Source organism: Acinetobacter sp. G18, from assembly GCF_052660225.1.
Genome location: NZ_CP109658.1, coordinates 2,557,804 through 2,582,101 on the forward strand (window position 1 = coordinate 2,557,804; position 24,298 = coordinate 2,582,101).

25 protein-coding genes are annotated in these 24,298 nt (G+C 35.6%); 16 read left to right on the forward strand and 9 right to left on the reverse strand.

The annotated features are described in order from the left end of the window. Positions 1-5: 5 nt before the first annotated feature. The gene (locus NE363_RS12230; RefSeq protein ID WP_320124932.1) at positions 6-485 is read right to left on the reverse strand and encodes a hypothetical protein; all 480 of its coding nucleotides are present in this window, start codon (positions 483-485) and stop codon (positions 6-8) included. Between the two features lie 395 nt (positions 486-880). Between NE363_RS12230 and NE363_RS12235 the strand changes: the two genes are divergently transcribed. Genes NE363_RS12235 through NE363_RS12255 form a run of 5 tightly spaced genes read left to right on the forward strand, consistent with a single transcriptional unit; the run spans position 881 to position 4,601 of the window. Then, positions 881-1,381: a toll/interleukin-1 receptor domain-containing protein gene (locus tag NE363_RS12235; protein ID WP_320124931.1), complete on the forward strand. Its 501-nt coding sequence runs from the start codon at positions 881-883 to the stop codon at positions 1,379-1,381. A gap of 27 nt (positions 1,382-1,408) precedes the next feature. After that, entirely contained in the window at positions 1,409-2,008 is a 600-nt protein-coding gene (locus tag NE363_RS12240) for a TIR domain-containing protein (protein ID WP_320124930.1), read from the forward strand. A gap of 2 nt (positions 2,009-2,010) precedes the next feature. Further along, entirely contained in the window at positions 2,011-3,189 is a 1,179-nt protein-coding gene (locus tag NE363_RS12245) for a toll/interleukin-1 receptor domain-containing protein (protein WP_320124929.1), read from the forward strand. A gap of 7 nt (positions 3,190-3,196) precedes the next feature. Further along, positions 3,197-3,796: an SLOG domain-containing protein gene (locus NE363_RS12250; RefSeq protein ID WP_050598660.1), complete on the forward strand. Its 600-nt coding sequence runs from the start codon at positions 3,197-3,199 to the stop codon at positions 3,794-3,796. A 19-nt stretch (positions 3,797-3,815) separates the two neighbouring features. Continuing rightward, positions 3,816-4,601, forward strand: a complete 786-nt coding sequence (locus tag NE363_RS12255) for a hypothetical protein (RefSeq protein ID WP_445535157.1) — start codon at positions 3,816-3,818, stop codon at positions 4,599-4,601. 153 nt (positions 4,602-4,754) lie between these two features. Here the strand turns inward: NE363_RS12255 and NE363_RS12260 are convergent, their stop codons facing one another. The 3 genes from NE363_RS12260 to NE363_RS12270 form a co-directional block, all read right to left on the reverse strand. After that, entirely contained in the window at positions 4,755-5,252 is a 498-nt protein-coding gene (locus NE363_RS12260; protein ID WP_032061148.1) for a TIR domain-containing protein, read from the reverse strand. A gap of 14 nt (positions 5,253-5,266) precedes the next feature. Next, positions 5,267-6,715, reverse strand: coding sequence for an SIR2 family protein (locus NE363_RS12265; protein WP_320124926.1), 1,449 nt, complete (start codon positions 6,713-6,715; stop codon positions 5,267-5,269). Between the two features lie 389 nt (positions 6,716-7,104). Continuing rightward, complete coding sequence (locus tag NE363_RS12270; RefSeq protein WP_320124925.1) at positions 7,105-8,763, reverse strand: ApeA N-terminal domain 1-containing protein; 1,659 nt, start codon at positions 8,761-8,763, stop codon at positions 7,105-7,107. A 496-nt stretch (positions 8,764-9,259) separates the two neighbouring features. On the opposite strand from NE363_RS12270, the gene NE363_RS12275 reads away from it, so the two are divergent. After that, positions 9,260-9,472: a helix-turn-helix domain-containing protein gene (locus NE363_RS12275; RefSeq protein ID WP_032061151.1), complete on the forward strand. Its 213-nt coding sequence runs from the start codon at positions 9,260-9,262 to the stop codon at positions 9,470-9,472. A gap of 146 nt (positions 9,473-9,618) precedes the next feature. On the opposite strand, the gene NE363_RS12280 is transcribed toward NE363_RS12275, so the two are convergent. Beyond that, positions 9,619-10,065 carry a hypothetical protein gene (locus NE363_RS12280; protein ID WP_413775289.1) on the reverse strand — a complete coding sequence of 149 codons (447 nt, stop codon included), beginning with the start codon at positions 10,063-10,065 and terminating at the stop codon, positions 9,619-9,621. Positions 10,066-10,199: 134 nt separating this feature from the next. Here NE363_RS12280 and NE363_RS12285 point away from each other — a divergent pair, with 134 nt between their 5' ends. Then, the gene (locus NE363_RS12285) at positions 10,200-11,084 is read left to right on the forward strand and encodes a hypothetical protein (protein WP_320124924.1); all 885 of its coding nucleotides are present in this window, start codon (positions 10,200-10,202) and stop codon (positions 11,082-11,084) included. A gap of 669 nt (positions 11,085-11,753) precedes the next feature. Then, complete coding sequence (locus NE363_RS12290) at positions 11,754-12,110, forward strand: four-helix bundle copper-binding protein (protein WP_019457421.1); 357 nt, start codon at positions 11,754-11,756, stop codon at positions 12,108-12,110. A 603-nt stretch (positions 12,111-12,713) separates the two neighbouring features. Here NE363_RS12290 and NE363_RS12295 read toward each other — a convergent pair. The 3 genes from NE363_RS12295 to NE363_RS12305 form a co-directional block, all read right to left on the reverse strand. Further along, positions 12,714-13,121 (reverse strand): GFA family protein, encoded by a 408-nt coding sequence (locus NE363_RS12295; RefSeq protein WP_288421331.1) that lies wholly within the window; start codon positions 13,119-13,121, stop codon positions 12,714-12,716. Positions 13,122-13,148: 27 nt separating this feature from the next. Continuing rightward, a complete protein-coding gene (cueR, locus tag NE363_RS12300) occupies positions 13,149-13,550 on the reverse strand; it encodes a Cu(I)-responsive transcriptional regulator (RefSeq protein ID WP_005070253.1) in 402 nt (133 codons plus the stop codon). A 75-nt stretch (positions 13,551-13,625) separates the two neighbouring features. Next, a complete protein-coding gene (locus NE363_RS12305; protein WP_445535158.1) occupies positions 13,626-16,097 on the reverse strand; it encodes a heavy metal translocating P-type ATPase in 2,472 nt (823 codons plus the stop codon). A gap of 166 nt (positions 16,098-16,263) precedes the next feature. Between NE363_RS12305 and NE363_RS12310 the strand changes: the two genes are divergently transcribed. After that, the gene (locus tag NE363_RS12310) at positions 16,264-16,464 is read left to right on the forward strand and encodes a heavy-metal-associated domain-containing protein (protein ID WP_077162564.1); all 201 of its coding nucleotides are present in this window, start codon (positions 16,264-16,266) and stop codon (positions 16,462-16,464) included. Positions 16,465-16,521: 57 nt separating this feature from the next. Here the strand turns inward: NE363_RS12310 and mobR are convergent, their stop codons facing one another. Further along, a complete protein-coding gene (mobR, locus tag NE363_RS12315; RefSeq protein WP_445535159.1) occupies positions 16,522-18,192 on the reverse strand; it encodes a phenol degradation transcriptional regulator MobR in 1,671 nt (556 codons plus the stop codon). A gap of 370 nt (positions 18,193-18,562) precedes the next feature. On the opposite strand from mobR, the gene NE363_RS12320 reads away from it, so the two are divergent. From NE363_RS12320 to NE363_RS12350, 7 genes are all read left to right on the forward strand, one after another. Then, a complete protein-coding gene (locus NE363_RS12320) occupies positions 18,563-18,850 on the forward strand; it encodes a phenol hydroxylase subunit (RefSeq protein ID WP_000193471.1) in 288 nt (95 codons plus the stop codon). Between the two features lie 21 nt (positions 18,851-18,871). Then, positions 18,872-19,873: an aromatic/alkene monooxygenase hydroxylase subunit beta gene (locus NE363_RS12325; RefSeq protein WP_445535160.1), complete on the forward strand. Its 1,002-nt coding sequence runs from the start codon at positions 18,872-18,874 to the stop codon at positions 19,871-19,873. Between the two features lie 11 nt (positions 19,874-19,884). Further along, complete coding sequence (locus tag NE363_RS12330; protein WP_000049450.1) at positions 19,885-20,151, forward strand: MmoB/DmpM family protein; 267 nt, start codon at positions 19,885-19,887, stop codon at positions 20,149-20,151. Between the two features lie 45 nt (positions 20,152-20,196). After that, complete coding sequence (locus tag NE363_RS12335) at positions 20,197-21,723, forward strand: aromatic/alkene/methane monooxygenase hydroxylase/oxygenase subunit alpha (RefSeq protein ID WP_004702709.1); 1,527 nt, start codon at positions 20,197-20,199, stop codon at positions 21,721-21,723. 59 nt (positions 21,724-21,782) lie between these two features. Next, positions 21,783-22,145, forward strand: a complete 363-nt coding sequence (locus NE363_RS12340; protein WP_445535161.1) for a phenol hydroxylase subunit P4 — start codon at positions 21,783-21,785, stop codon at positions 22,143-22,145. 14 nt (positions 22,146-22,159) lie between these two features. Beyond that, positions 22,160-23,221 carry an NADH:ubiquinone reductase (Na(+)-transporting) subunit F gene (locus NE363_RS12345; protein ID WP_445535162.1) on the forward strand — a complete coding sequence of 354 codons (1,062 nt, stop codon included), beginning with the start codon at positions 22,160-22,162 and terminating at the stop codon, positions 23,219-23,221. A gap of 184 nt (positions 23,222-23,405) precedes the next feature. Further along, entirely contained in the window at positions 23,406-24,287 is an 882-nt protein-coding gene (locus tag NE363_RS12350; protein ID WP_445535163.1) for a SphA family protein, read from the forward strand. The last annotated feature ends 11 nt before the right edge of the window (positions 24,288-24,298 follow it).

Below are 24,298 nucleotides of genomic sequence, written 5' to 3' on the forward strand. Positions count from 1 at the left end.
ATTTATTAAGTCATAATGCTATCCATAAACTTAATGTTTGATTTAATATTTTTTATATCAGTTTCTAATTTTTCTTTATGATTAATAAAATATTTCTCTAATGTTTTATCTTCTAATAATAGTGATTCTAAAAAATTGATATTATTTTCTTTATCTTTAATTTGATTCGAAAATTCAATTTTTTTTACTGTGAAAATAGCTTCAAGCTTCTGTGCCCTATACTTATCTCTTAATTCATCCAATCTATGAGTTTCTTTGTAACTAAATGATTTCTTTGAAGACTTAACTTCATCAATTTCAAGATACTTACATCTAAGTAGAACTCTTAATCCTACATACATAAGACGCTTACAGTGCTCAGCTCTGTAATGTTGTTTAAGTCCCATTTTTTCCCAAAAATGTTTTGCTTGCCAATTGATAATTTCATTATCAATAAAAATTTTCAAAAAATCATCATATAAAGGTAAGGTGATAGATTTTGACATTTTAAACTTCTAATGAATAAATGGGGATTATAATCCTCTAATGAGTAGTCCTCAAATAGCAATATTCCTGATATTTGAACAAATGAAATCGCATGAGAGATTTATAAATAGCAGTTGGTCAGTTAATGCACGATGGTAGGTTCAGGAAAGGAACTGGTAAAGAAAAATTAGCTTCAATCCGAGGTATAAGCCGTAGCTATCATTTAGGGTAAATTGAATGATGTGAAATAAATATCACAAGAGAAAAGCTTAATGAACTTATTACTGCTTTAGAAATGGAGGCTAAAGATTTATCACACTAATTTGGCGTCGAATTATGTCGCTTAATACTTTCATATTATTGATTTTTTAATACTTTCCGTTATTGTAATTAATTTTATCTGTAAAGAAACTATATGGCTATTTCCCTAGATACACTGACCAATAATTCTACACGTTTTAGTAGGAGTGCAAATAGCTACACTTTTAATCAGAGGTCTAAAAAGGCATTTTTATGCCATAGTCATATTGATGCTCAATATGTCAAAGGATTTATTCAGTTATTAAAAGATGAAAACATTGATGTTTATGTTGATTGGCAAGATAGCTCTATGCCTGAGACTACTAATCGAGAAACAGCAGTGAAAATTCAACAGAAAATTCAAGAAGCTGATTATTTCTTTTTTCTCGCAACACCAAACTCTGTTAAATCAAGATGGTGTCCTTGGGAAATTGGTTATGCCGATGGAGTCAAAAAATATGAGTCTATTTTTATTATCCCAACTGTAGACCGTCACGGTATTTATTATGGAAATGAATATTTGCAGTTATATCAAAAAATTGACCGTTCAACTACGGGTAACTTATGTTTCTGGAAACCACATGAGCAATACGGTAAATTTGTATCTTCTTTATAATTTTAAAAAGCAAATTGGTAAATAAAAATGGCACGTAGAGCATTCTTTTCATTTCATTATCAAAATGATATTTGGCGAGTTTGGAACGTTAAAAACTCTTGGGTAGTTAGTGGTAGTAGAGAAGCATATGGCTTTTTTGATGGAAGCGTTATTGAAAAAAAGAAAAGAGAGTCCGATGATTCACTTAAACGTTTTCTTAGAGAAGGTTTAGATAACACCTCAGTAACATGTATTCTTGCAGGTCAATACACTCATCAAAGAAGATGGGTTAGATATGAAATTGCACAAAGTATCATTAAGGGTAATGGTTTATTATCTGTTTTTATTCACCAATTAAAAGACAAAAATGGATATATTTCAAGAAAAGGGACCAATCCACTCGATGAAATGGGTATATATCTTGCTAACGGATCTTATTACTTAGCTGAATGGCATGATAACAAATGGATCAAATACCGAGATTTTCTCAATCCAATTACTTTGAACTCTAGATTTACTCCAAAACCAAATTCGAACTCAGTAGTACGACTTTCAAGTTTTTTTAAAACGTATGACTTTATAAGTAATAATGGAAGATTGTTATTATCTTCATGGATCGAAAATGCTGCAAATCAAATGGGAAAATAATTGTGTCTGAAAATTACTATCAAATTATATTACTTGGAAAAGTTGATGAACGACTTCCAAGTATTCAAAAAAGTCTTACGGATAGATTTATTGATCTGAAAATTAATCCACGTTTTATCAAATTTATTCATAGTGATAATTATTCATCTATAGATCCTAAATACCCAACAATTGCAATTTATTTTGGTGGTGATAAATCAGACATTTTACACTTATCAAATCTTATTGAAGACTCAATAGTCATTATTCCTATAGTCCAAAGTAATGAACTAGTTCCCAAAGAATTGCCAAAAATAATTAGCCATATAAATGCTTTACCGATTAATCAAACAAATAATAATACGGAACGATTAGTTTCTATTATCTGTGAAAATTTTAGATTTCTAAGGAAGGAGCGAAAAGTTTTCATTAGTTATAGACGTATTGATTCCCAAGGAGCAGCTAACAAACTATATGACATATTAGATGCAAATGGTTTCGATGTTTTCCTAGACACACGTTCTGTTCCACCTGCATATAATTTTCAAGATCAATTATGGCATCGTATGACTGACTCAGATGCAATTATATTATTAGATACACCACAATTTAGAACTAGTAGATGGACCAAAGATGAGCTAATGTTTGCTAACGAAAATAATATTCACATTTTACATGTTCTGTGGCCTCAGCAAAAGGAAGAAGATGTTGCTTCATTTAACGAGTTTATTACACTAACACCTAGAGACTTTAAAATGAAAAGCCTTGGTAGAAAAGGCATTCCATATACTGGGAAAAAAATTACAGAAAAAACACTTAGGAATATTGTAATAAAGACCGAACAGCTCAGGGCAAGAGCAATTTCTCTTAGATATAAATATCTCATTGATAACTTTTGTGATGCTGCTAGAGATGCAGGATACAATCCAAATGTACAAATAGATCAATGGATTTCTATAGCTGATTGGAAAGACAAAGGATTAGCTGTAATACCAGCTATAGGTGTCCCTACAGCAGATAGGATTAATGATATTTATAATGCTGTATCAAACTCAAAATTCAAAAACAGTGAAAAATGGATTATTTATGATAATCGAGGAATTTTAAAACAATGGTTAGATCATTTAGATTGGTTGGATGAACATCTTCCAATTAAAGCAGTGAATATGACTAAAGCCTCTTCATTATTAGAAAATAAGTGATAAAAAAATGTTAAATATTTTCCTATCAGCAAGCATTCCTCTCTCTGATCGAAAAAAATGCTTCTACGAAACTGCTGATGTCCTCGCTATTAAAGAAGCAATTCGATCACTTGTTGAAGTAGTTATACCTCGTGGTCGTATTGTTTGTGGAGGCCACCCAGCTATTACCCCCTTACTTGCTATGGCTACTAGAAATAGTAAACAAGATGATAATTTAATATCTATTTTTCAATCAGAATACTTCATATTAGAATTTCCGCAGATTGTCTATGAATTTATTAATTTAAATATCATCGATATGATTCAAAATGATCGTGATGAAAGCCTAAAAAAAATGCGACAAGCTATGATACAAAGTCAAAAGTTTGATGCAATTGTATTAATTGGTGGAATGGAAGGTGTAATAGATGAATTAGAAATGTTTCTAGAATTTCATCCTAATGCTCAAGTAATTCCTTTAGCATCTACAGGTGCTGCTGCAAAAATAGTATATGATAATGAAAAAAAGAAAATTAAACCTAGATTTCAGTTAGATCCAAGATTTGAAAGTGACTATACATATTCTAGTCTTTTCCGCAGAATTTTTCGTAGTCATCTTAAGTATTAATTTAAAGTAGTAATTAATTATGTATAAAAGTATTCAAATTGAAGATTTTGACTTCTCAATATTTCCTTATATTACTGACAGAAAAGTAAATACATATAAAGAAAGAAATAAAAATACACTAATCAATATTCAAGACTACTTACTTAATAAAAAAAATACATTAAGTGTTGAAAAAATATATGAAAAATTATTTGTAAATGTCAAACCTGATATATTTCTATCGCACTCACATGCTGATGAAGATGATGTTATCCGCTTGGCAATTTTAATAGAAGAAGAGCTAAATTTAAAAGTATTTATTGACTCTTGTATTTTGGGGGATGCATTTAAACTTTTAAGAGAAATTGATAAATCATATTGTTTGAGTGGCAGTAATTTTAATTATCGAAAGCGTAATTATACAACTTCAAATATATTCATGATTCTTAACTCAGCTTTAAACAGAGTAATTTATAATTGTGAAGCATTTATTTTTTTAGGCACTGATAATTCAATTCCTATTAATGAAGTGTTTGAAAATAAAAAATATCTCTCATCCCCATGGATTTACTCGGAACTTCAATTTGCAAAATTAGTCCGTAGAACCCCAAAACCAAGACAAATTTCAATTGAAAGTAGAGATCAAGCATTAGCTGAATCACTAGCTTTTGATAATGATCTAAATTTCGCTTATCCATTACCAGAAACAGATGCTACTTTAAGTAATCAAAAATTAAAAAAATGGATTGAAGCCTACCAATATTCCTCTACAAACCGAAATATTCATCCTTTAGATATTCTTTATAAAGCTATCTCATATCGATAATTACAAAAAATCAATATTTAAAGTCAAGATGTGTATCAAAAATATTCAGATAGATTTTATTAATATTGAGTTCGGTACTGATGGATCACTATTTCTTATCCAAAATAGTGATCCATGATCCTCGATAAAAAATTATCCTGAGACTATTAGGTATTAATTTACACTCCTAATTTTAATAGCTTCTTCTATCCAGCTATCAATATTATCCTTAATATATTCATAGACAAACTGACTAGTTGAATAAGGTGGGTCATAAGCTTTTGCAATTTCGGATAGTTTTTTCCCTGTAGGATTATGCGTTATGTAATCTAAAGGATTTTGTCCTTTATTTGATTGTTCACCTTGTGAGTTCTTTAGATTATGAATGTAAATTACAACAACACCTTTTCCTTGATTCCAAGACTCTACAATTTCATGATTAATCCACTTTCTATTAGCTGTGTCTTTGCCAGCAAGAATCACTGTACAAGTTCTCCCAGCCATTTGGTTAGATATCCATTGTTTAATTTGGGTATCACCACCACCTACAACAGTTTCCCAATCATTATCTTTAGCTGGTTGATTGCCTTCAATTACACCAATATTTCTTACTTGAGATACTCTCCAATTATCCGGTTGATAATGAAAACTAAAAAAAACTTTTCTAGCCATAAATTTTCTCCAATTTAAATTAACTTAATTACATCATGGATTTTTGATAACAGCTTAACTGGTTCATCTACTTCTTCATTTAATTTTTCAAAAGCTTCACGAAATTTTGGTGAGGAATTTGGGTAATAATGATCGAAGTCTGAAATTATCTGATTAAATAATTCTTTTGCTTTATATCCACTCGCACCAATTGGTATTAGTTTTAAACCTAATTCATGTGCTATATGAAATTCTTCATCCATACCATCTGCCAACACTATAGTTTGTTTGCCTGATTCAGGATCTTTAATAATTTTATTTCCCATAAAGAAAAGAGCAATTCCTGTCTGACTTAATAAATCTTTTCTCCATGCTGTCCAAATATTCTTTCTTTCTGTTGGATCAGCTACAAATTGAGGAAATACTTTCATTGTTAAATAGTCATCAATTTTTGTATATTTTCTATTATAGATTTCTTTAATTGCACCACTAATAAATGCATTACCAATACCCAAACCTAAACCTGATGTAATTTTAAAACCTTCTTGGATTAAAACTTCTCCAAGTTTGGATAGGAACAATTCCGTTGTGGTTTGACCCCATGAACCAAATTCATGGGCACTACCTGACAAGAATACATTTTTACATCGAAATCTTTTTGTAATTTCTTCTAATATGCGAGTGAGATCATTCCATGCATCAATTAATACAACTTTGATACTAAAACGAGCAAGGTCTTTAATAACAAACTGCTGCTTTAAAAGATTATATGAGAAATCTTCATCATTACTGTAGTCAGCACGATTAACTTTTCTAAAAATGCAATAATGTTGTCTTTGATTTTGTTCAAAATGAATTCTTATTCTACTAAGAATATAATCTAAATTTGGATCGTTAAAACTAAATCCTAGAAATAAGAACGTTTTTGAAACCAAATCTCCAGATAAAGCTGTTACAAATGGTGCAAAATGTAATGGGTAGGATTCGTATTGATCTTTAGTAATAATTGCTTGATCCGGTAGACTAGCATCACCATGCATTTTGTAAACAACAGCAGATCGTCCTTTTTTAGTTTGAGATAAATGATTTTTAGTAAATTTTTTATCTGCTATTTTTCCCTCATTATCTAAAGCTTTTTCAATTAAATCATCATAATTAGTTGTCCAATATGTTGATATTGGCAATTTAGCTAAAATTTTGTGATTTGGTGTAGGTTCACGAGCCACCCCAACCTCATCAATTAATCTTTCAGTTAATCTATTACGACCATGATTTTCATTTACATAATACTGAGCTAATGAAACTAAATCAGTTTCTTTATCAATATCTAAGTTTAACTCAATAGATAATGGACGTAATAGTTCTTTCCAATTTACGTATCCTGCAGGAGCTGATAGGCCAGCACCTGCAAATATTGCAAAATTATTTTCTTCTAATTCTTTTACAATACGATCGATCATAATTTTTTGTTCATGTTCAAACATTAGCTTCTCGATATAATTAACTTTTGGAATATTTGAGGTTTTTCATTTTTTTTTCAATCCCTACTGATGTCTTATTGCATATTTTGTTCTTTTTGAAGATTACTCTACTCTAAAGGAGATATGAACATACACTAAATTATATTAAAACTTTTATGTTAGTATTTTATGCTTTCTCTTTTATAGTAAATAAACCTAAAGTTATTCAATTTATCTTTTAAGAGAGTATTTCTGCCATTTGATTATGTTAGATTGATCGATGTCATTACGAGTGTAAAATAACTTAATCTGTGTCATTAGCTATGGGAATTTGTGGGCTTGTCCTCTCCCCGTAGATATACGATATAATAAAAAAAACCGCATAGGTGGTTTTTTTTATTATTCTTTCTTAGCTAAGAAAGAATAATAACATTATTAATCATAATCTTAGAATTATTTTCTTGTAGATATATCACTTGGTAATATCGGGTTTTTAAATCAATTCCTCTTTGATTGAGTAAAGATTGAATATATTTTTCATGACTGTATATTCTTAATGGATCAATTTCGGTAATCACATCTTCTGAAAAATAATTACTCGCCATTTCACTGAGTTCTGAGTTGAAAAAATAGCTATTCTCCTTTTTATAAAAGACGTTTATCTTTGTATTCAGATTTTTAAATTTTTCTTTTTCAGCTTGTTCTAATTCAATAAGAATAGTCTTATCCGTTGCTATATCTAATAAGTACTTATCTTTTTCACAGTTCAAAGCAATTGGATGAAATGTTATAGATATCATCTTAAAAAAATCATCTTCTTTAATACCTAAGTCCATATATATAAAGTACATCGTTAAAAGTTTAACTTTCCATAGGTATTTATAAACTATATCTGTATCTAATTTCTCTGGTGATCCATGAGCAGCTCTATCTCTAATAGCTTTAATATTTTTGAAATCATGATTGTTAATAAAAATTTTGAGCCGTTCTTCACCAATATGATTAAAATAAATTTCCTTTTTTTCATTGAATGTTAATCTTTTTTTCTTTGGAAATAATGCCTTAGCTTCCAATGTGTCTGCTAAATCAGTGCCAGCAAATATTTCTTTAAAAGCATCATTTTCTTTGAAAAATTGATCTACTTTTGATATGTATTTACTATAATTTTTAGATGTAACTTTATGAAATTTATCAACTTGATAAGAAAAATATTTGTCTAAAATACTTGCAAAAAGCATAACTTCATATTCAAGTACACCAGTGAAATCAAATAAAGGAAGTGTCCTTGACCAAATGCTCTTAAAAATTTCTTTTTTTTCAAAGTAGCTAATACAAATAGTACTGAAGTATTCCCGAAAAAAATTAATGTTCATGAAACTTTTAGGGAAACTTACATCATATTTTTTTAATTTTTTGACTACTGGTAAATAAAGGTAAGCATATTTATCTCCGTCAGAAACCTCTATAGAATCTGGAGAAATAGGATAACCAGTTACCCAAGTTAGTAAACTTATCGATTCATACATTAAATTTTCAATATCTTGGAATGATAAAGCTGTATCTGATTCAAACGAAAAGTACATGATATTCTTAAATGAAAAACCAGTATGGTCATCATTCGATTTTAGGTTATATCCTTGATGAATTTTTACAGATAAGCCTAAGTTATTTATCCTTACTTCTAATGGTTCAATTTTCAAGTTACCTGAAATATTTATTTCATTATCAAGGGCATAGTCAAGTTCTTGATGAAAGTACGATGATAGCTCTGGAAAAGTAAAATATACTTTTTTAATTTGATCTTTATTAGCTTTTCCAAAAAATAAATATTTAAATAGAGCATGGTTAATAAAAGAATGATCATAAAAATCAGATATATAGTAATCACCTCTATGGTCGTCTCTATAGGGGTGAGCTGCGAGTTCTTTTTCGCCCTCAAGCTTTAGCTGAATACTAGGGGGCCTACCATATTCCAAAGAAATATCTGTATTGAAAAAATCACCTTTTGAGGATTTTACTTTTACTGAAATTTTCTGATTTTCGGTAAGTTTAATTGGATTAGAATCAACCAATTTTATACTCCATGAGTATGAATATTAATAGACTTTTATAAAATTATCATAATACACGTCATATAAAATAATTTCTTTTATTTAATATAAATCATTTACTTAACTAAAGACGTCACATGGTTCAGTGCACAGGAACGGCTTTTTCGTGATTATTCATGTTCCGTGCTTACTTATCAACTAATGTTTCACGGTTTTATATAGTCTCATTTAACCCTAAAGTTGAAAGAAATGTACCGATAAAACAAGAATAGATGTCCAAGTAGTTATTGATTTTGCAAAACTTATAAAGTTTTAATTTACTAAAATTAATATGAGACTTTATAAAAAAACTGCCAATAATGGTGATCTTTTATCAATGACATTTTATGCGTTGCAAATGACAACTTATGTGTCGCGTGATGATTATTTTTATAAGTCTATAGTCAATGAGGATTATAAGCCGTGGATACTTAATCCTCAAAAATGAATAGTTCTATTCTTTATCGGAATAGAACTTATGAACGATTTAGCAAAAAAAATTGGACATGCAATTCGCACATGTAGAGCTGATCAGAAAATTACTCAAGAAAAATTAGCATTACTATGTAATATTGATCGTAGTTATCTTGGAAGAATTGAACGTGGTGAAGTCAATATCACAGTTCTTAAGCTCTATGAAATTGCATATATTCTTAAAGTTGAACCGCAAATTTTGTTGCCGAAAGATTAATGCAAGATAGTTCTATTTTGAGAATATTAAATCTATGTATTTACTTTATCTGGCTAGAGATCAAAGTGGTATGACTTTACTCGCTAGATAGTTAATAGATTTCTACCACTCTAACTTCGTTGCTTAATATACTGATTTAAATGGATTTAATTTATTGAAGTGTTAACATGCCGTTTTTTTATTTTAAATACTTTACGATTAGTAATTTCTTTGGAAAGACTAAAATTTCGTCCAGTCAATTGTTTAATGAAAACTGGTTGACCATAAGGAGTCTTACTCCATAGGATATCGTTCTCTACGTAAAGCACTTTTTCAGTACGAGCAGCTTTAATAAAGCTTTCTCGAAGTATATTAGCAGCTGCTGTAGCGATATCACTCTCATTGATTATCGTTCGATTAGCAACAGTAATAATTAGTAGAGTACGATTTATATAAGTATATGCACCTAAGACTCCCACTTTTGATAAATCTAGTTTTTTTATCTGACTTAGTAATGCTAAATACGCAGGTGATTTCAGCGCTTCCTTGGTATCTTGCCGTAATTCTTCAATTTCTTTATATGTCATTCGATAATCATCTGCGAACTTAGACATAAAATAGCTCCAAATTTAAAACATTATAGATGAATTTAATATAATTTGAGGATTATAATCCTCTTTTTGTGTTAATCTTGCTTCACTAAATAATAGTATAAATACTTGGTTTTGTGTGTTTTGGAATTATCTTTATGAAAAATATAAATTTATTTATTGTTGTAAGCTCATGTTTACCTTTTATTGGATGTGTAACAGCTGATTCAATCAAGCCCAGTGATGTAAAAACTTATAAAACACCCAATAATTTAATCGTAGCTAAATCACTCAATGGTAAAGATGGCAACGGTAAAGAGTATCTATTTCAACCAGCTGTACCTGATGCTTTAATTCCGTATGCCTATATGAGCAACTTATGTACTAGTCAAGAGGGACGTTTTTTTCAAATGTCTAAAAGCGATTTTAGTTATTTAAAAGGTACACATATTTCGGCTTTAGATAATCAAAGTCTGGTCTCTGCGATGGGTACATTTAAATGTGCATCAAAAAAACCATGGAATGTTTTAATTGAACCTACCTCATCACGTATAGGTGGAATCAATCAACCTTTAAATTTGATAACTTTAAAGACATTTGTAATTTCTGATGGCGAAGTATATAACAAGGTAGCTGCATACCAATCGAAGAAAAATATTGAAGTTCGTAATAAAAAACAAGCTATTGAGAAATATAAACTTGAGCTACAACGATTGAAAAATGACTATGAAAGAAATCTCATAGCCAATGCTCCTAAACCCAAAGATATAGGTCTAACGATTTGTAAAAATGTAGGATTGTCTGAATTTACAGGAATTATTGTTCTAGGGCAGGCAACATATCGAGAAGTTAATGGTTTAGTCGTTGCTAGTTTAGAAAGTTTTTCAAATGATCATGCTAATCTGAAAATCAATATCAAAGGTTGGTTGAATAATTTCAATCAAATCTCATCAGGGCCAAATGTTCTATATAAACAAACTCCATTAGAGTCAGGGCGAATTATATGGGATGATAAGCAGGGTTGGTATAAGTGTGCTTACTAAGTTTCAATTAGAACCTAACCTTTGCTTTGGCTTTCTTTTACATAAATTAATTAGTTATTTTAAAAGATAGCCAAATTAGAATTACATTTAGATGGTTGTTTAACATTTGAAGTGGTCTATTAGGAATAGGAATGACTGGTAGGATGCGAGTAAGAACAAGTGGCAGACTTAGATAAGAATATGCAGTTCTTAAAATTATCTATTTCGTCGCTATATACAGAAAAAGCACCCTCGGGTGCTTTTTCTTTTAACGACCAGTTGTAATTAATACGAACATACTCAGTATTAATGTGCTTAATGATCGTTTGCAATGGATGTGGACTTCATGCTCAGCTCCGTGAGCGTATTGATTAACGTTTTCCATTTCGTGTCCTTCAAAGTTCACATTCCTAATTTGCCTAATATTCACACAATAAGAAATTAGCCAAAAGTATTATATCGAAATAAATTTTATGTCTTGTTTGAGAAATTTCTTCTTCGTGCTTCATCTTCTTTCAAAAATTGAGTGAGCCAAGTACATGTAACATTCTTATACGAGGTTAATCACTTATTGAGCATTTGTAGACCTTTCATTTCAAAAGTCCCTGTAGGAGAAATGATTTTATAAAATGAAAAAAGATAACAATATTCGGTTTTTTAATAAAAGTCTTTGAAAAGGAGAATATTAAAATGAATAGCTCGCAAACCCCTGATCCTTCTTTATTTAGTCAAGCATCTAATTCTATTCAAGCCTGCATTGAATGTATGTTTGCTTGTAAACATTGTGCCTCTGCATGCTTACAAGAAGAGCATGTGCATATGATGCGTGAATGTATTAAGCATTGTTTAACCTGCGTAGAAACCTGTCAGTTATGTACGTCTTTAGAATTAAGACATTCCGAGCTTGCTGAACAAGCCATGCAATTATGTGCGAGTGCATGCCAACTCTGCGCTGCTGAATGTAGTAAGCATGAACATGAACATTGCAAGATTTGTGCAAAAGCATGTTTAGCATGTGCACAAGCCTGTCAGGCATATCGTGCTTAACTTTCTAGTGAGCATAGAAACCTACGATCTATAAGGCTCGTAGGTTTTTAAATTTAAAAAAACAAAGAACTAGAAAATTAAAATTTTAGATGAGATGAATAACTACTTTTCTTTAGGCATAAAAAAAACCCGCATCTTGGGGAAAATGCAGGCTCTTAGATCTCCCACAACGACCATGAGTTCATTATTAAGCTTGAACTTTAAACCGTTGATTAAATGTACACTTAATAAAAACAAATTACAATACAGAATAGTCTGTTTATTTAAAATATTTTGTTATTTTTACATTAATTTTTCATAAATAGTCTAAAAATTTATGCACTTCTCAAGCTAGAAATAGCTTTCTACAGGCATTAAAAAAGCCCGTTTCACGGGCTTTTCTGCAACGGTGAGCAATCTAAGATTTGTGTCTATCCATCTCTTACATGCTCTTTGCTAGCTATATGTAAGGTCTTATCGTATCTTTTGCCCTGTCCCAAGTTTCCCTGTGGATCGAGGAGATATTACGATTACCTTAGGTACAGTTATAGCACATTATTTATTCATGACTAGTCTTGTTCACGTTTTTTTACAAATGAATAAAATACCATCCAACCTTAATATTTAAGGGTTTTCTACTCCATTTTGATATTGGCGAGCACTATCGCAAATTGGATACCATTTCACTTTTGAAGACACAAAAGCATGAGAAATGACAGATGTCGATATTTCTTCATTAATGAGCCCTACTCTTAAACGTACCACTGCTGGCTTATCTAAACGTTCACTCCAGATCGGCGAACCACAGGTTTTACAGAACACTCTCTTTTTATTAGGTGATGCAAAATAAGCCTGTAACAGGTTTTCACCCTGCACAAAATTTAAGTCACTTTTTTGTACTTGAGTAATGGCAGCGAAAGCAGCCCCTTGTGCTTTTTGGCATTGCTTACAATGACAAACCATAATTGGATTTAATTCAGCATTAATGTTGAGTTGAATGCCATTACAAAGACAAGAAGCTGTATAAATCATGATTTTACCTTTTTATTTTTATGGGATTTAGCTTACGCCTACTCCCTTTTCAATGTGATCTAAAATGGCACAAGAAGCTTGTTGGTTACCGCAGCAATCATCGGCTGAAGCCTGCAAAATATTAACCATTTCTTGAAGATGGGCAATTTTCTGTTTTAATTCGGCAATGTGTTTTACGGTTAAGGCTTTCACCTCTGCACTGTGCCGATCTGTATTTTTCCAAAGCGAAATAAGCTCTTTCATCTGTTCAGATGAAAAACCTAACTCTCGAGCATGCTTTAAAAAGTTTAAAGTTTTAAGGTCTGTTTCTGAATAAATACGATAGCCAGAAGCAGAACGCTGAGCTGCTTCAAGTAAACCGATTTCTTCATAGTAGCGAATCATTTTCGCCGAAATGCCTGAATGTTTGGATGCCTGACCGATATTCATCTCACACCTCAAATATTAAATTTGGTTTAAGACCTGCTGTCATGATCTTAAACCAAAAGTTGATTTTCAGCACCCTTACTGTACTGGCGCATGAAAACGTTTTAAACGTAATGCATTGCCTAAAACAAAAACCGAAGAAAGTGCCATCGCGCCTGCTGCAAACATAGGTGAAAGTAATACACCAAATGCTGGATAAAGCGCACCTGCTGCAATTGGAATTAAAGCAACGTTATATACAAATGCCCAGAACAAGTTTTGACGTATGTTTCGCATGGTTGCTTTACTTAATGCAATTGCGTTCGGTACACCTTTTAAACTACCTGACATCAATACAACATCGGCTGCTTCAATGGCAACATCTGTTCCTGTACCAATGGCTAAACCAACATCTGCTTGCGCTAAGGCTGGTGCATCGTTAATACCGTCACCTACAAAAGCCAAGCGACCATATTGTTTTTGCAGTTGGCGAACTGTGTCCACTTTACCTTCAGGTAAAACCTCGGCCACAACCTCATCAATATTCAGCTTTTTAGCAATCGCCTGCGCCGTATGACGGTTATCTCCTGTAATCATGGCAACCTTGAGACCTAATTGATGCAAGGCCTCAATCGCAGCATAGGTTGTTTCTTTAATTGGGTCTGCCACGGCAATAATTGCAGCAAGTTTCTGATCAATCGCAACATAGAGTGGTGTTTTGCCTTCTTCACCTAATTGAGCAGCAATCGTTTGGAATGAGCCAGTGTCTAAACCAAGTTGGTGCATATAACGATCTGCACCAATTTGTACTTTTTGGCCTGAAACTTCCGCTTCAATACCTGAACCAGTAATCGAGTTAAATGCTGTTACGGGTAATAAGTTTAAGCCTTCGCTTTCTGCTGCTTGAACAATCGCGAGGGCAATTGGGTGTTCAGACTTGGCTTCGACCGAAGCAACTAAAGTCAGTACTTGCTTACGTTCAAAACCTGATTGCACATTAAAGTCTGTCAGTGTCGGTTTACCCTCGGTAAGTGTGCCCGTTTTATCAACGGCAACGACCTGTGCTTCTTGTAAAAGCTGCAAAGCTTCACCTTTACGGAACAAGACACCTAACTCAGCACCACGTCCAGTACCGACCATAATAGAAGTTGGCGTTGCAAGCCCCATTGCACATGGACACGCAATAATCAATACCGCAACGGCATTCACCAAACCAAAAGTGAGCGCAGGTTCTGGCCCAAAAATAAACCAGACCAAGAAAGTAATTGCAGCAATTAGCATGACAGCCGGTACAAACCACATGGTGACTTTATCGACCAAACCCTGAATCGGAAGTTTAGAACCTTGGGCTTGTTCAACCATACGAATAATTTGTGAAAGCACAGACGAGCTACCCACTGAGGTTGCCCGAATGTTTAGAGTACCGTTCTGATTGACCGTGCCTCCAACCACTTGATGCCATACTATTTTTTCAACAGGAACAGGCTCACCCGTAATCATAGATTCATCAATGTAGCTATGCCCTTCAACCACTTCACCATCGACTGGCACACGTTCACCCGGGCGAATTTCTACAATAGTTCCACTGACCACTTCGGCAACAGCAACTTCTACCACTTGACCATCACGCTGAATACGAGCTGTTTTGGGCTGCATTCCTACCAAATGTTGAATGGCTTGCGAGGTTCGTCCTTTGGCTTTGGCTTCAAAATATCGTCCAAGCAAAATTAAACTGACAATAACGGCAGCCGCTTCAAAGTAAACATTGACCGTGCCTTGGGGTAATACCTGCGGCATAAAGGTTGCCACAACTGAAAAGCTATAGGCAGCTAAGGTGCCAACAGCAACCAGCGAGTTCATATCTGGCGCCAAACGCCATAAGGCTGGAATACCTTTTTGATAAAAACGGCGACCAGGGAAAATGAGTACTAATGTGGTCAAAACAAACTGTAAAAGCCAGCTATTATATTGACCAATGGTGTGCATGACCCACATGTGAAAAGCTGGAATGAGATGTGAACCCATTTCCAAAATAAACACAGGTAAAGCCAATACAACCGAAATGATCAAATCTTTTTTAAGCTGATCTAACTCTAACGCTTTTTTGTCGAGTTGCTCATCTTGATTTTTTTTTGATGCTTTTGCATCGTAACCTGCTTTTTTAACAGCGCGAATTAAGTCTTCGACATTGACTGATGAATCTGCCTGCACCCAAGCCTGCTCTGTTGCCAAGTTGACGGTAGCTTCTTGAACGCCATCTACTTTTTTAAGGGCTTTTTCAACACGTGCAACACAAGATGCACAGGTCATGCCCTCAATAGACAATTCTACTGGTGCAGCTTTTGGAACATCATAACCTGCTCGTTCAACTGCTTTAACCAGTGCTTCGCGCTGAATCGGTTGATTTGAATAAACAACGGCTTTTTCTGTTGCCAAATTAACATTGGCAATCTCAATATTTTCAACTTTCTTAAGTGCTTTTTCGACACGACCTACACACGAGGCACAGGTCATGCCTTCGATTGGAAGTGTTTCACTATATGCTGGCAATTTCGTGTTTTTTGAGTCCATCAAACACCTCTGCAAATCTGCAAAATTTAATATTCTGTATTGAGCATACAGATTCCCATCATGGGAAGGTCAAGCATATTTTTTTAAAAAATTGGCCTTGACCTTACAATCATGACAAGGTTTAGACTCAGAGTTATCCAAACAAACATCTCATTCTTGATGGAGTATGAACATGAAACTACTTATTGAAAACATGACTTGTGGTGGCTGCGCTCGTGGCGTGACTGCGACGATTCAAGATATCGACCCAAATGCAAAAGTAGATGTGGATTTAGCAACCAAAATCGTGACTGTTGAAAGCAGTGAAAGCGTCGATAAAATTACTGAAGCACTTGAAGAAGATGGTTTCCCTGCTCAAGTGCAATAATGAATAAGGCCTAACGTTTAAAGTTAGGCCTTTATTTTTGAGCTTGTTGATATTGACTCAAAGCTGAAATTTTTTAATTCGATAATCCAGTGCTGCCCGAGTTAGTCCCAATAAGCGTGCCGCTTCTGACACATTATGATTTGCCTTTTTTAAAGCTGTTAAAATTAACTGCTTTTCGTGTTCTTCTAAATTAAACTCTGCCTTTAATAATTGCTCAAAGTCAGTTTCAACAGCTACAGCCTGCTCTGGGTCATGCTTGATCTGTGGAAAAATGGCATTTAACTTAATCAGTTGCTGATCGTCCGTTAATAAAACCGCCCTTTCTAATAAGTTTTCCAACTCGCGAATATTTCCCGGCCATTCATATTGCTGCATAAAAACTTTGGTCTTTTCACTTACGCCCTGAATAGTTTTGCCGTACATTTTTTCAAAACGATGAAGAAAGTGTTCAACCAATAAAGGAATATCTTCACGGCGCTCCCGCAAAGGCGGAATCTGAACTGGAAAAATATTTAAGCGATAATACAAATCTGCCCGAAAGCGCCCTGTTTTCACAGCCTGCTCAAGATCTTCATTGGTTGCTGTAATTACACGAACATCTAAAATACGAGTTTGTGAGTCTCCTACTCGCTCAAATTCACCTTCTTGCAAAATGCGTAATAGTGCTGCTTGTGCACGAGGTGAAAGCTCAATCACTTCGTCTAAAAAAATCGTACCACCATTGGCTCGTTCAAACTTGCCCAAGCGAGATTGATGCGCTCCTGTATAAGCACCTTTTTCTACACCAAATAATTCGGACTCAATTAATTCTGGCGGAATCGCTGCACAATTTACCGCAATAAAAGGTTGGTCTTTTCTTTGGCTATTTTCATGAACTCCTCGTGCAAAAGCTTCTTTACCAACCCCTGTTTCGCCTTGTAACAAAATAGAAACTTTAGAACCTGCTGCCTTTGTTAACAATGCACAGACCTGTTTATAAGATGCTGACTTACCCACAGAACTAAATAATTGGTAATCGGCTTCACTATCGCTATAAATTGATTTTTTAAGCTCAAAAAGTTCAGCCTGCAACGCAATGAGTTCTTTTTCCATGGGTTCGGGTGACATGAACTGAATTAGCTCATCTGCATTTTCCCACTCTTTTAAAGGCTTCCCGATAATACGGCAATGCTCATCGCCACAGGCCTTACACTCTATTTCTTGATAAATAATGGTCATGCCCGTCGCAAAACTACTGTAGCCGCATGCATAACCCAGAAGCATCCAGCACGCAGGTTCATCACTTGGGCCAAAATGCTCTAAATGCACATCAGCTTCAAAAGAGTTAAGCCAATTTAAATCGGCATAAAACTGTTTTTTATCGTGGCTTAAATTGAGCTGGTTGGCCTGTACTTGCACCATTCCACGAATGGCATGCATTTGTGGACCCGCCATAAAAGCATCGTGTTCATTTAAATCGGGGCGCATTTTTGTAGTAACTTCTGCATCTTTCAACCCAGCTTGATACCCCAATCGAATAAAGAAACGCTTAGTCCGCTCAAGCCCAATCATGTGCGCTAAATCTTTACGCAAATATCCCATAATGCTGGTGTGTAAAAGTAGCATCCGATATTCATCAAACCAGATTTGGCCGTGGGCCGTATCAAAGTGCAGTTTAGACAGCAAATCATGAATTTCTTGCGGATGATCTGCGTATCGTCCCGTTGTATCGTATTTTACTCGAGCCATGAGTGATCTGTTTTAATCCATTAAACACATTTCGGTTTTATCTCATCTTATCGAAGAACCAGATAAATGTCCTAGTACCTTAAAGACATAACTTCATACTAAAAAAGTATTTCTAAATCTCTCCTTTTTAAAGCCTCAAACAATCTAAAAAGAAATTTTTACGACCCTGTTCATCAAATCATGAATATCTCTATTTCACCATTCAAAAAATTTCATGAAATAGTGAATTTTAAAAATGCTGCACTTTCAATAAAAATACTAAGCAATTGTTTTTAATTATAAAAATAAAGTTGGCATAGCTTTTGTAAAGCTTATAGCGAGAGCAAGGAGCATTCATCAATTTCAAGACCATGTCTTGATGGAGTACAGCATGACGCAACCTCAAGTCGAAGCATTAACCAAATATATTCGGGTCACTGGCGACTTAAACGCAGAGTTTATCGAATTCGATTTTGCCATTCACGACCCAAGTCTATTTGTGGAACTGGTTTTGCCTAAACATGCATTTAATGATTTTTGTAAGACCAATCAAGTGGTTGAAATGACCCAAGAGCAGCAAGCTTTTAATGATGCTCAGGAAGAAAAATGGCGCTATGGCACTGAAGCAACCTTAGTCGGCACGCAACGTAATAGCAACGATCACGATGATCAGATGTAAAAAATATAAGGAGATAAAGCCATGACTTTAGAAATCAAAACGTCAAATGTCGAACCTATCCGCCAAAACTACGCCTATATCGAAAGACGATTTGGTACTAAGCCAGCAACTCGATATCAAGAAGTAAGTTTCGATGTACAAGCAGAAACTAACTTTCACTATCGTCCTTTGTGGAAACCTGAAAAGACCTTAAATGACAAAACCCATACTGCCCTGCAAATGCAAGACTGGTATGTATTTAAAGATCCACGTCAATTCTATTATGGAACTTATGTTCAACACCGTGCACGTTTGCAAGACACTGCCGAAAGTAATTTTGCTTTTTTTGAAAAACGTCAGCTTGCAGAACATTTGTCTGACGAAGTCAAAGCCAAGGTCATTGAATGCCTATTGCCATTTCGCCACGTTGAACAAACTGCAAATTTACACATGATGTCTGGCAGTGCCTATGGTTATGGCACCGTGCTTACCCAAGCCTGTATTTATGCCGCGATGGATCATTTAGGAATTGCGCAGTACATCTCAAGGATTGGCTTAGCTTTAGATGGTAATAGCGGCGATTCATTACAACAGGCAAAACAGGCTTGGATGCAACATCCTGCATGGCAAGGCTTACGCCGTCTGTGTGAAGAAAGCCTCACCGAGCAAGACTATTTCAAACTTTTCTTATTACAGAACCTTGTGATTGATGGCTTTGTGACAGAGCTTGTTTATCAACAGTTTGATCAGTGGTTAGTCACTCAAAATGCTCGTGACTTAGCCATGCTGACTGAGTTTATGAAAGACACTTTAGGTGATTTACGTAAGTGGTCAGACACCGTCATTAAAACTGCGGCAGCAGAATCCGATCACAATAAACAACTATTAAATGAATGGTTCACTCAGTCTTTAGCTCAAGTAAAAGCGGCCTTTACACCTTGGGCAACAGCAGCCTTAACATCAAATGCAGTCGATCAAGCAGAACAAGTTGTGATTGATCGCGCAAAAAAACTCGGCTTACAACTAAATCTGGCAAATGCTTAAGGAGAAGCAACATGTCTAAAGTCTATCTCGCATTACAAGACAACGATACCTCACGCTACATCCTCGAAGCGATTGAAGAAGATAACCCTGAAGCTTCAATTCAGTATTTACCCGCCATGATTCGAATTGAAAGTGAAACTGATTTGGTCATTAAAGCCGAAACCGTATCTGAAAAACTAGGCCAAGATTGGGACATCCAATCGTTACAACTCAACATGATTACGCTAGGCGGCAACGTCGAAGAAGATGACGATACTTTCCGCCTTCACTGGAATTAATCACAACATAGACGTTGTTTAACAAAGATTTAAGGATGATCAATCATGACAACTCAAACCAAAGAAACCAGCAAAAAGTTAAATGCGAAAGATCGTTACCGTGCATTAACCCGTGATCTGGACTGGGACTTTTCCTATGCTGACCGTAAAGAGGCCTTCCCTTATGAAGAATTTGAAGGCATCAAAATTACGGACTGGTCTAAATGGGAAGATCCATTCCGTTTAACCATGGATGCTTACTGGAAATATCAGGCAGAAAAAGAGAAAAAACTTTATGCCATTTTTGATGCCTTTGCTCAAAACAATGGTCAGATGAATGTCAGCAATGAACGTTACTTAAATGCGATCAAACTCTTTTTAACAGCGGTGACCCCACTTGAATATCAGGCCTATCAAGGCTATGCCCATGTAGGTCGACAGTTTAGTGGAATTGGAGCACGTATTGCTTCTCAGATGCAGTCGATTGATGAGCTGCGTCATGTACAGACTCAAATTCATGCCATGAGCCATTACAACAAGTTCTTTGATGGCTTTCAGGACTGGGCGCATATGCATGACCGCGTTTGGTATTTGTCTGTGCCTAAATCATTTTTTGAAGATGCCCGTTCTGCTGGCCCTTTCGAGTTTTTATTAGCAATTAGTTTTGCTTTTGAATATGTACTTACCAATTTGCTATTTGTGCCGTTTATGTCGGGAGCAGCTTATAACGGCGATATGGCAACCGTAACTTTTGGTTTTAGTGCACAGTCAGATGAAGCACGTCACATGACGCTTGGTCTGGAAATCGTAAAATTCTTGCTCGAACAGCATGAAGACAACGTACCGATTGTGCAGGAATGGATTGATAAATGGTTCTGGCGTGGGACTCGTTTACTTTCAATTGTGGGCATGATGATGGATTACATGCTGCCAAACAAAGTGATGTCTTGGAAAGAAGCTTGGGAAGTTTATTTTGAGCAGGCAGGCGGTGCGTTATTTAAAGATTTGAGCCGTTATGGCATTCGCATGCCGAAATATAGCGATGTGATTGTGAAAGAAAAAGAGCATGTCTCACATCAGGCATGGTGGATTTTCTATAATTTTGGTCATGCTGCCGGTTTCCATACATGGATTCCAACCGACGAAGAAATGGATTGGTTATCGGCTAAATATCCAGACACTTTCGATAAATACTACCGTCCAAAATGGGAGTTGGCTCGCAAAATGGAAGCTGAAGGTAAACGCTTCTACAGCGCAGGTTTACCACAGCTTTGTCAGGTTTGTCAGATTCCAATGACCTTTACCGAAATGGGCGATGATCCGACTCAGTTTAGTTATCGCCATAGCATCTACCAAGGCGAACGCTACCACACCTGTTCAGATGGCTGTCATGACATTTTCGAACGCGAGCCTGAGAAATATATACAAGCATGGTTACCTGTAAATCAAATTTTACAAGGTAACTGTGGTGGCGGTGACCTCGAAACCATGCTCCGCGATTATTACCGCATGAATGTGGGCGCCGACAATCTGGATATTGAAGGTTCACCAGACCAACAGCGCTGGAAAAAATGGAAAGGTAACGCAGCTTAAGCACAAGGAATTATTCAGGCAGTCATCAAGCTGCCTGATAGGAAATAAGGAGATTGAACATGACTGTTCGCGCGATACACAACAACTATCAATTTGAACCGCTTGATCTGCAAAAAAATTATGGCGATCAATACTTACTTTACGTGGGTTGGGATCATCACACACTTTTTTGCTCGGCACATGCCATGCTTACCTCGTCTCAACAAACTTTTGGACAGTTGATTGAGCAACAAATTACAGGTGGTTTTGCTCAACATCCAGATTTTGCCAAAATTGATTGGTCAAAAGTGCAATACACCTTAGATGGCCAAACAATCAATCCAGAGAGCACACAAACCTTGGCAAAGCTCGGTTTTGGTCACAAGTCATTACTTCGTTTCGTTACGCCAGAATTAAATGGCTATAACGATAGCCACGTTTAATTCGGAGGTGTGTCATGAGTTATCAAGTCACCATTGAACCAATCGGAACCACGATTGAAGTGGAAGAAGACCAGACCATTTTAGACGCTGCCTTACGCCAAGGCGTTTGGTTACCCTTTGCCTGTGGTCATGGCACTTGTGGGACATGCAAAGTTCAAGTCAGCGACGGTTTTTACGATGTCGGTGAAGCCTCTCCATTTGCACTCATGGATATTGAACGTGATGAAAATAAGGTGCTTGCCTGTTGCTGCAAACCACAGTCTGACATGGTCATTGAAGCCGATGTTGATGAAGACCCAGATTTCTTAGGTCATTTGGTTCAAGACTATCAAGCGACCGTAATTGAAATAAAAGACCTATCGCCAACCATTAAGGGGATTCGTCTACAACTAGATCGTCCAATTGAGTTTCAGGCTGGTCAATATATCAATGTCCAATTTCCAGACATTGAAGGAACACGTGCTTTTTCAATTGCCAATGCGCCAAGTGAAGTGGGCATTGTTGAGCTCCATATTCGTAAAGTCGAAGGCGGTGCAGCGACAACTTATGTACATGAGCAATTGGCTACAGGTGATCAACTTGATATTTCAGGTCCTTATGGTCAATTTTTTGTACGCAAGTCAGATGATCAAAATGCCATTTTCATTGCAGGTGGTTCAGGTCTTTCAAGTCCACAATCGATGATTTTAGATTTGCTTGAGTCTGGAGATAATCGCACGATTTACCTCTTCCAAGGCGCACGAGACTTGGCGGAGTTATACAACCGAGAATTGTTTGAACAGCTCATGAAAGACTATCCAAACTTCCGTTATATCCCTGCTCTTAATGCCCCAAAAGCAGAAGACCAATGGACTGGATTTACCGGATTTGTGCATGAGGCTGTCGCTAATTACTTTGAAAATCGTTGTGGTGGACACAAAGCGTATTTGTGCGGTCCTCCAATTATGATCGACTCGGCAATTTCAACACTCATGCAAAGTCGCTTATTCGAACGGGACATTCATACTGAACGGTTCTTAAGTGCAGCCGATGGAGCTACTGGACAATCGCGTTCGGCTTTATTCAAACATATTTAAAGATCAATCATTAAACCATCCACTTTTTCAAATGAGCTTTGTATTTGCAATTTAGAAAGCCAATACAAAGCTCACAGGAGTTCTGCATTCCAAATTTACAGGTTAAACAGACTTAAGTTTTTAAAGACCGTTAAGGAATAACGTTTTTCAGTGACAAGCCAAACAACACAGAATAGGACATTCTATGAATAACAAAATTGCTGCAATCATATGTGGTGTAATCAGCACCCTTTACCTTCCTTCTGCATTTGCGACAGAAAACGGCTCGGACTCTTTTGCCTTAGGTGCCGAAGGTATGATGGCGGGTGCCCTACCACCTGCTGGTGTCTACTTACTCAGTTATTATCAAAATTATCACGCATCAGAGTTTCAAAATGGTCCCGATCAGTTCCATGTTGATGTCAACGCCGTGGTTCCACGGTTGGTCTGGATGACCGATCAAAAAATTATGGATGGACAACTCGGGTTTTATGCAGCCCAGCCATTGGTTGATCTACGGCTTAAAGTAAATGGGATGGCTGACTCAAACCAAGGACTTGGAGACTTGATTTTGGGTGGTATGCTCGGCTGGCATAATGGAAATCATCACTGGATTGCAGCACTAGAAACTGTACTGGGTACAGGTGACTATGACACTCCAAGTGCAACACATCCTGTTGAAGCCAATCTCGGGAAAAACTATCACACCATTCGACCTATTCTTGCCTATAGTTATGCCAACGCGGCAGGTTTAGATCTTTCTACTAAACTGTCTTATAGCTGGAATACGCGTAACGACGCGACTGACTACCAGTCTGGACAATACATTGCGGGTGACTATAGCTTAGGTTACCGCATTAATCCCAAACTCAAAGTTGCAGTTGAAGGCTATGCTTTTAAACAAACCACAGATGACAAAGTAAACGGAAATGACATTGGTTTTAAAGGACAGGCTTTTGCAGTCGGGCCAGGTATTCAATATGCCGATAAGAACTGGTCTATTGAAGCCAAATTTCTAAAAGAGACCGAAGTCAAATATCGTCCCGAAGGCCATACCAGCTGGCTAAAACTGATTTGGGCCTTCTAAAGCACTTCAAC

Bases quoted from the DNA above. Each gene is read 5' to 3' on its own strand.
- NE363_RS12350 (WP_445535163.1), top strand. From the start codon at position 23,406: ATGAATAACAAAATTGCTGCAATCATATGTGGTGTAATCAGCACCCTT.
- NE363_RS12240 (WP_320124930.1), top strand. From the start codon at position 1,409: ATGGCACGTAGAGCATTCTTTTCATTTCATTATCAAAATGATATTTGG.
- cueR (WP_005070253.1), bottom strand. From the start codon at position 13,550: ATGAATATCGGTCAGGCATCCAAACATTCAGGCATTTCGGCGAAAATG.
- NE363_RS12295 (WP_288421331.1), bottom strand. From the start codon at position 13,121: ATGATTTATACAGCTTCTTGTCTTTGTAATGGCATTCAACTCAACATT.
- NE363_RS12320 (WP_000193471.1), top strand. From the start codon at position 18,563: ATGACGCAACCTCAAGTCGAAGCATTAACCAAATATATTCGGGTCACT.
- NE363_RS12340 (WP_445535161.1), top strand. From the start codon at position 21,783: ATGACTGTTCGCGCGATACACAACAACTATCAATTTGAACCGCTTGAT.
- NE363_RS12305 (WP_445535158.1), bottom strand. From the start codon at position 16,097: ATGGACTCAAAAAACACGAAATTGCCAGCATATAGTGAAACACTTCCA.
- NE363_RS12235 (WP_320124931.1), top strand. From the start codon at position 881: ATGGCTATTTCCCTAGATACACTGACCAATAATTCTACACGTTTTAGT.
- NE363_RS12275 (WP_032061151.1), top strand. From the start codon at position 9,260: ATGAACGATTTAGCAAAAAAAATTGGACATGCAATTCGCACATGTAGA.
- NE363_RS12330 (WP_000049450.1), top strand. From the start codon at position 19,885: ATGTCTAAAGTCTATCTCGCATTACAAGACAACGATACCTCACGCTAC.
- NE363_RS12230 (WP_320124932.1), bottom strand. From the start codon at position 485: ATGTCAAAATCTATCACCTTACCTTTATATGATGATTTTTTGAAAATT.
- NE363_RS12280 (WP_413775289.1), bottom strand. From the start codon at position 10,065: ATGTCTAAGTTCGCAGATGATTATCGAATGACATATAAAGAAATTGAA.
- NE363_RS12335 (WP_004702709.1), top strand. From the start codon at position 20,197: ATGACAACTCAAACCAAAGAAACCAGCAAAAAGTTAAATGCGAAAGAT.
- NE363_RS12255 (WP_445535157.1), top strand. From the start codon at position 3,816: ATGTATAAAAGTATTCAAATTGAAGATTTTGACTTCTCAATATTTCCT.
- NE363_RS12290 (WP_019457421.1), top strand. From the start codon at position 11,754: ATGAATAGCTCGCAAACCCCTGATCCTTCTTTATTTAGTCAAGCATCT.
- NE363_RS12265 (WP_320124926.1), bottom strand. From the start codon at position 6,715: ATGTTTGAACATGAACAAAAAATTATGATCGATCGTATTGTAAAAGAA.
- NE363_RS12345 (WP_445535162.1), top strand. From the start codon at position 22,160: ATGAGTTATCAAGTCACCATTGAACCAATCGGAACCACGATTGAAGTG.
- NE363_RS12310 (WP_077162564.1), top strand. From the start codon at position 16,264: ATGAACATGAAACTACTTATTGAAAACATGACTTGTGGTGGCTGCGCT.
- NE363_RS12250 (WP_050598660.1), top strand. From the start codon at position 3,197: ATGTTAAATATTTTCCTATCAGCAAGCATTCCTCTCTCTGATCGAAAA.
- NE363_RS12325 (WP_445535160.1), top strand. From the start codon at position 18,872: ATGACTTTAGAAATCAAAACGTCAAATGTCGAACCTATCCGCCAAAAC.
- NE363_RS12285 (WP_320124924.1), top strand. From the start codon at position 10,200: ATGAAAAATATAAATTTATTTATTGTTGTAAGCTCATGTTTACCTTTT.
- mobR (WP_445535159.1), bottom strand. From the start codon at position 18,192: ATGGCTCGAGTAAAATACGATACAACGGGACGATACGCAGATCATCCG.
- NE363_RS12260 (WP_032061148.1), bottom strand. From the start codon at position 5,252: ATGGCTAGAAAAGTTTTTTTTAGTTTTCATTATCAACCGGATAATTGG.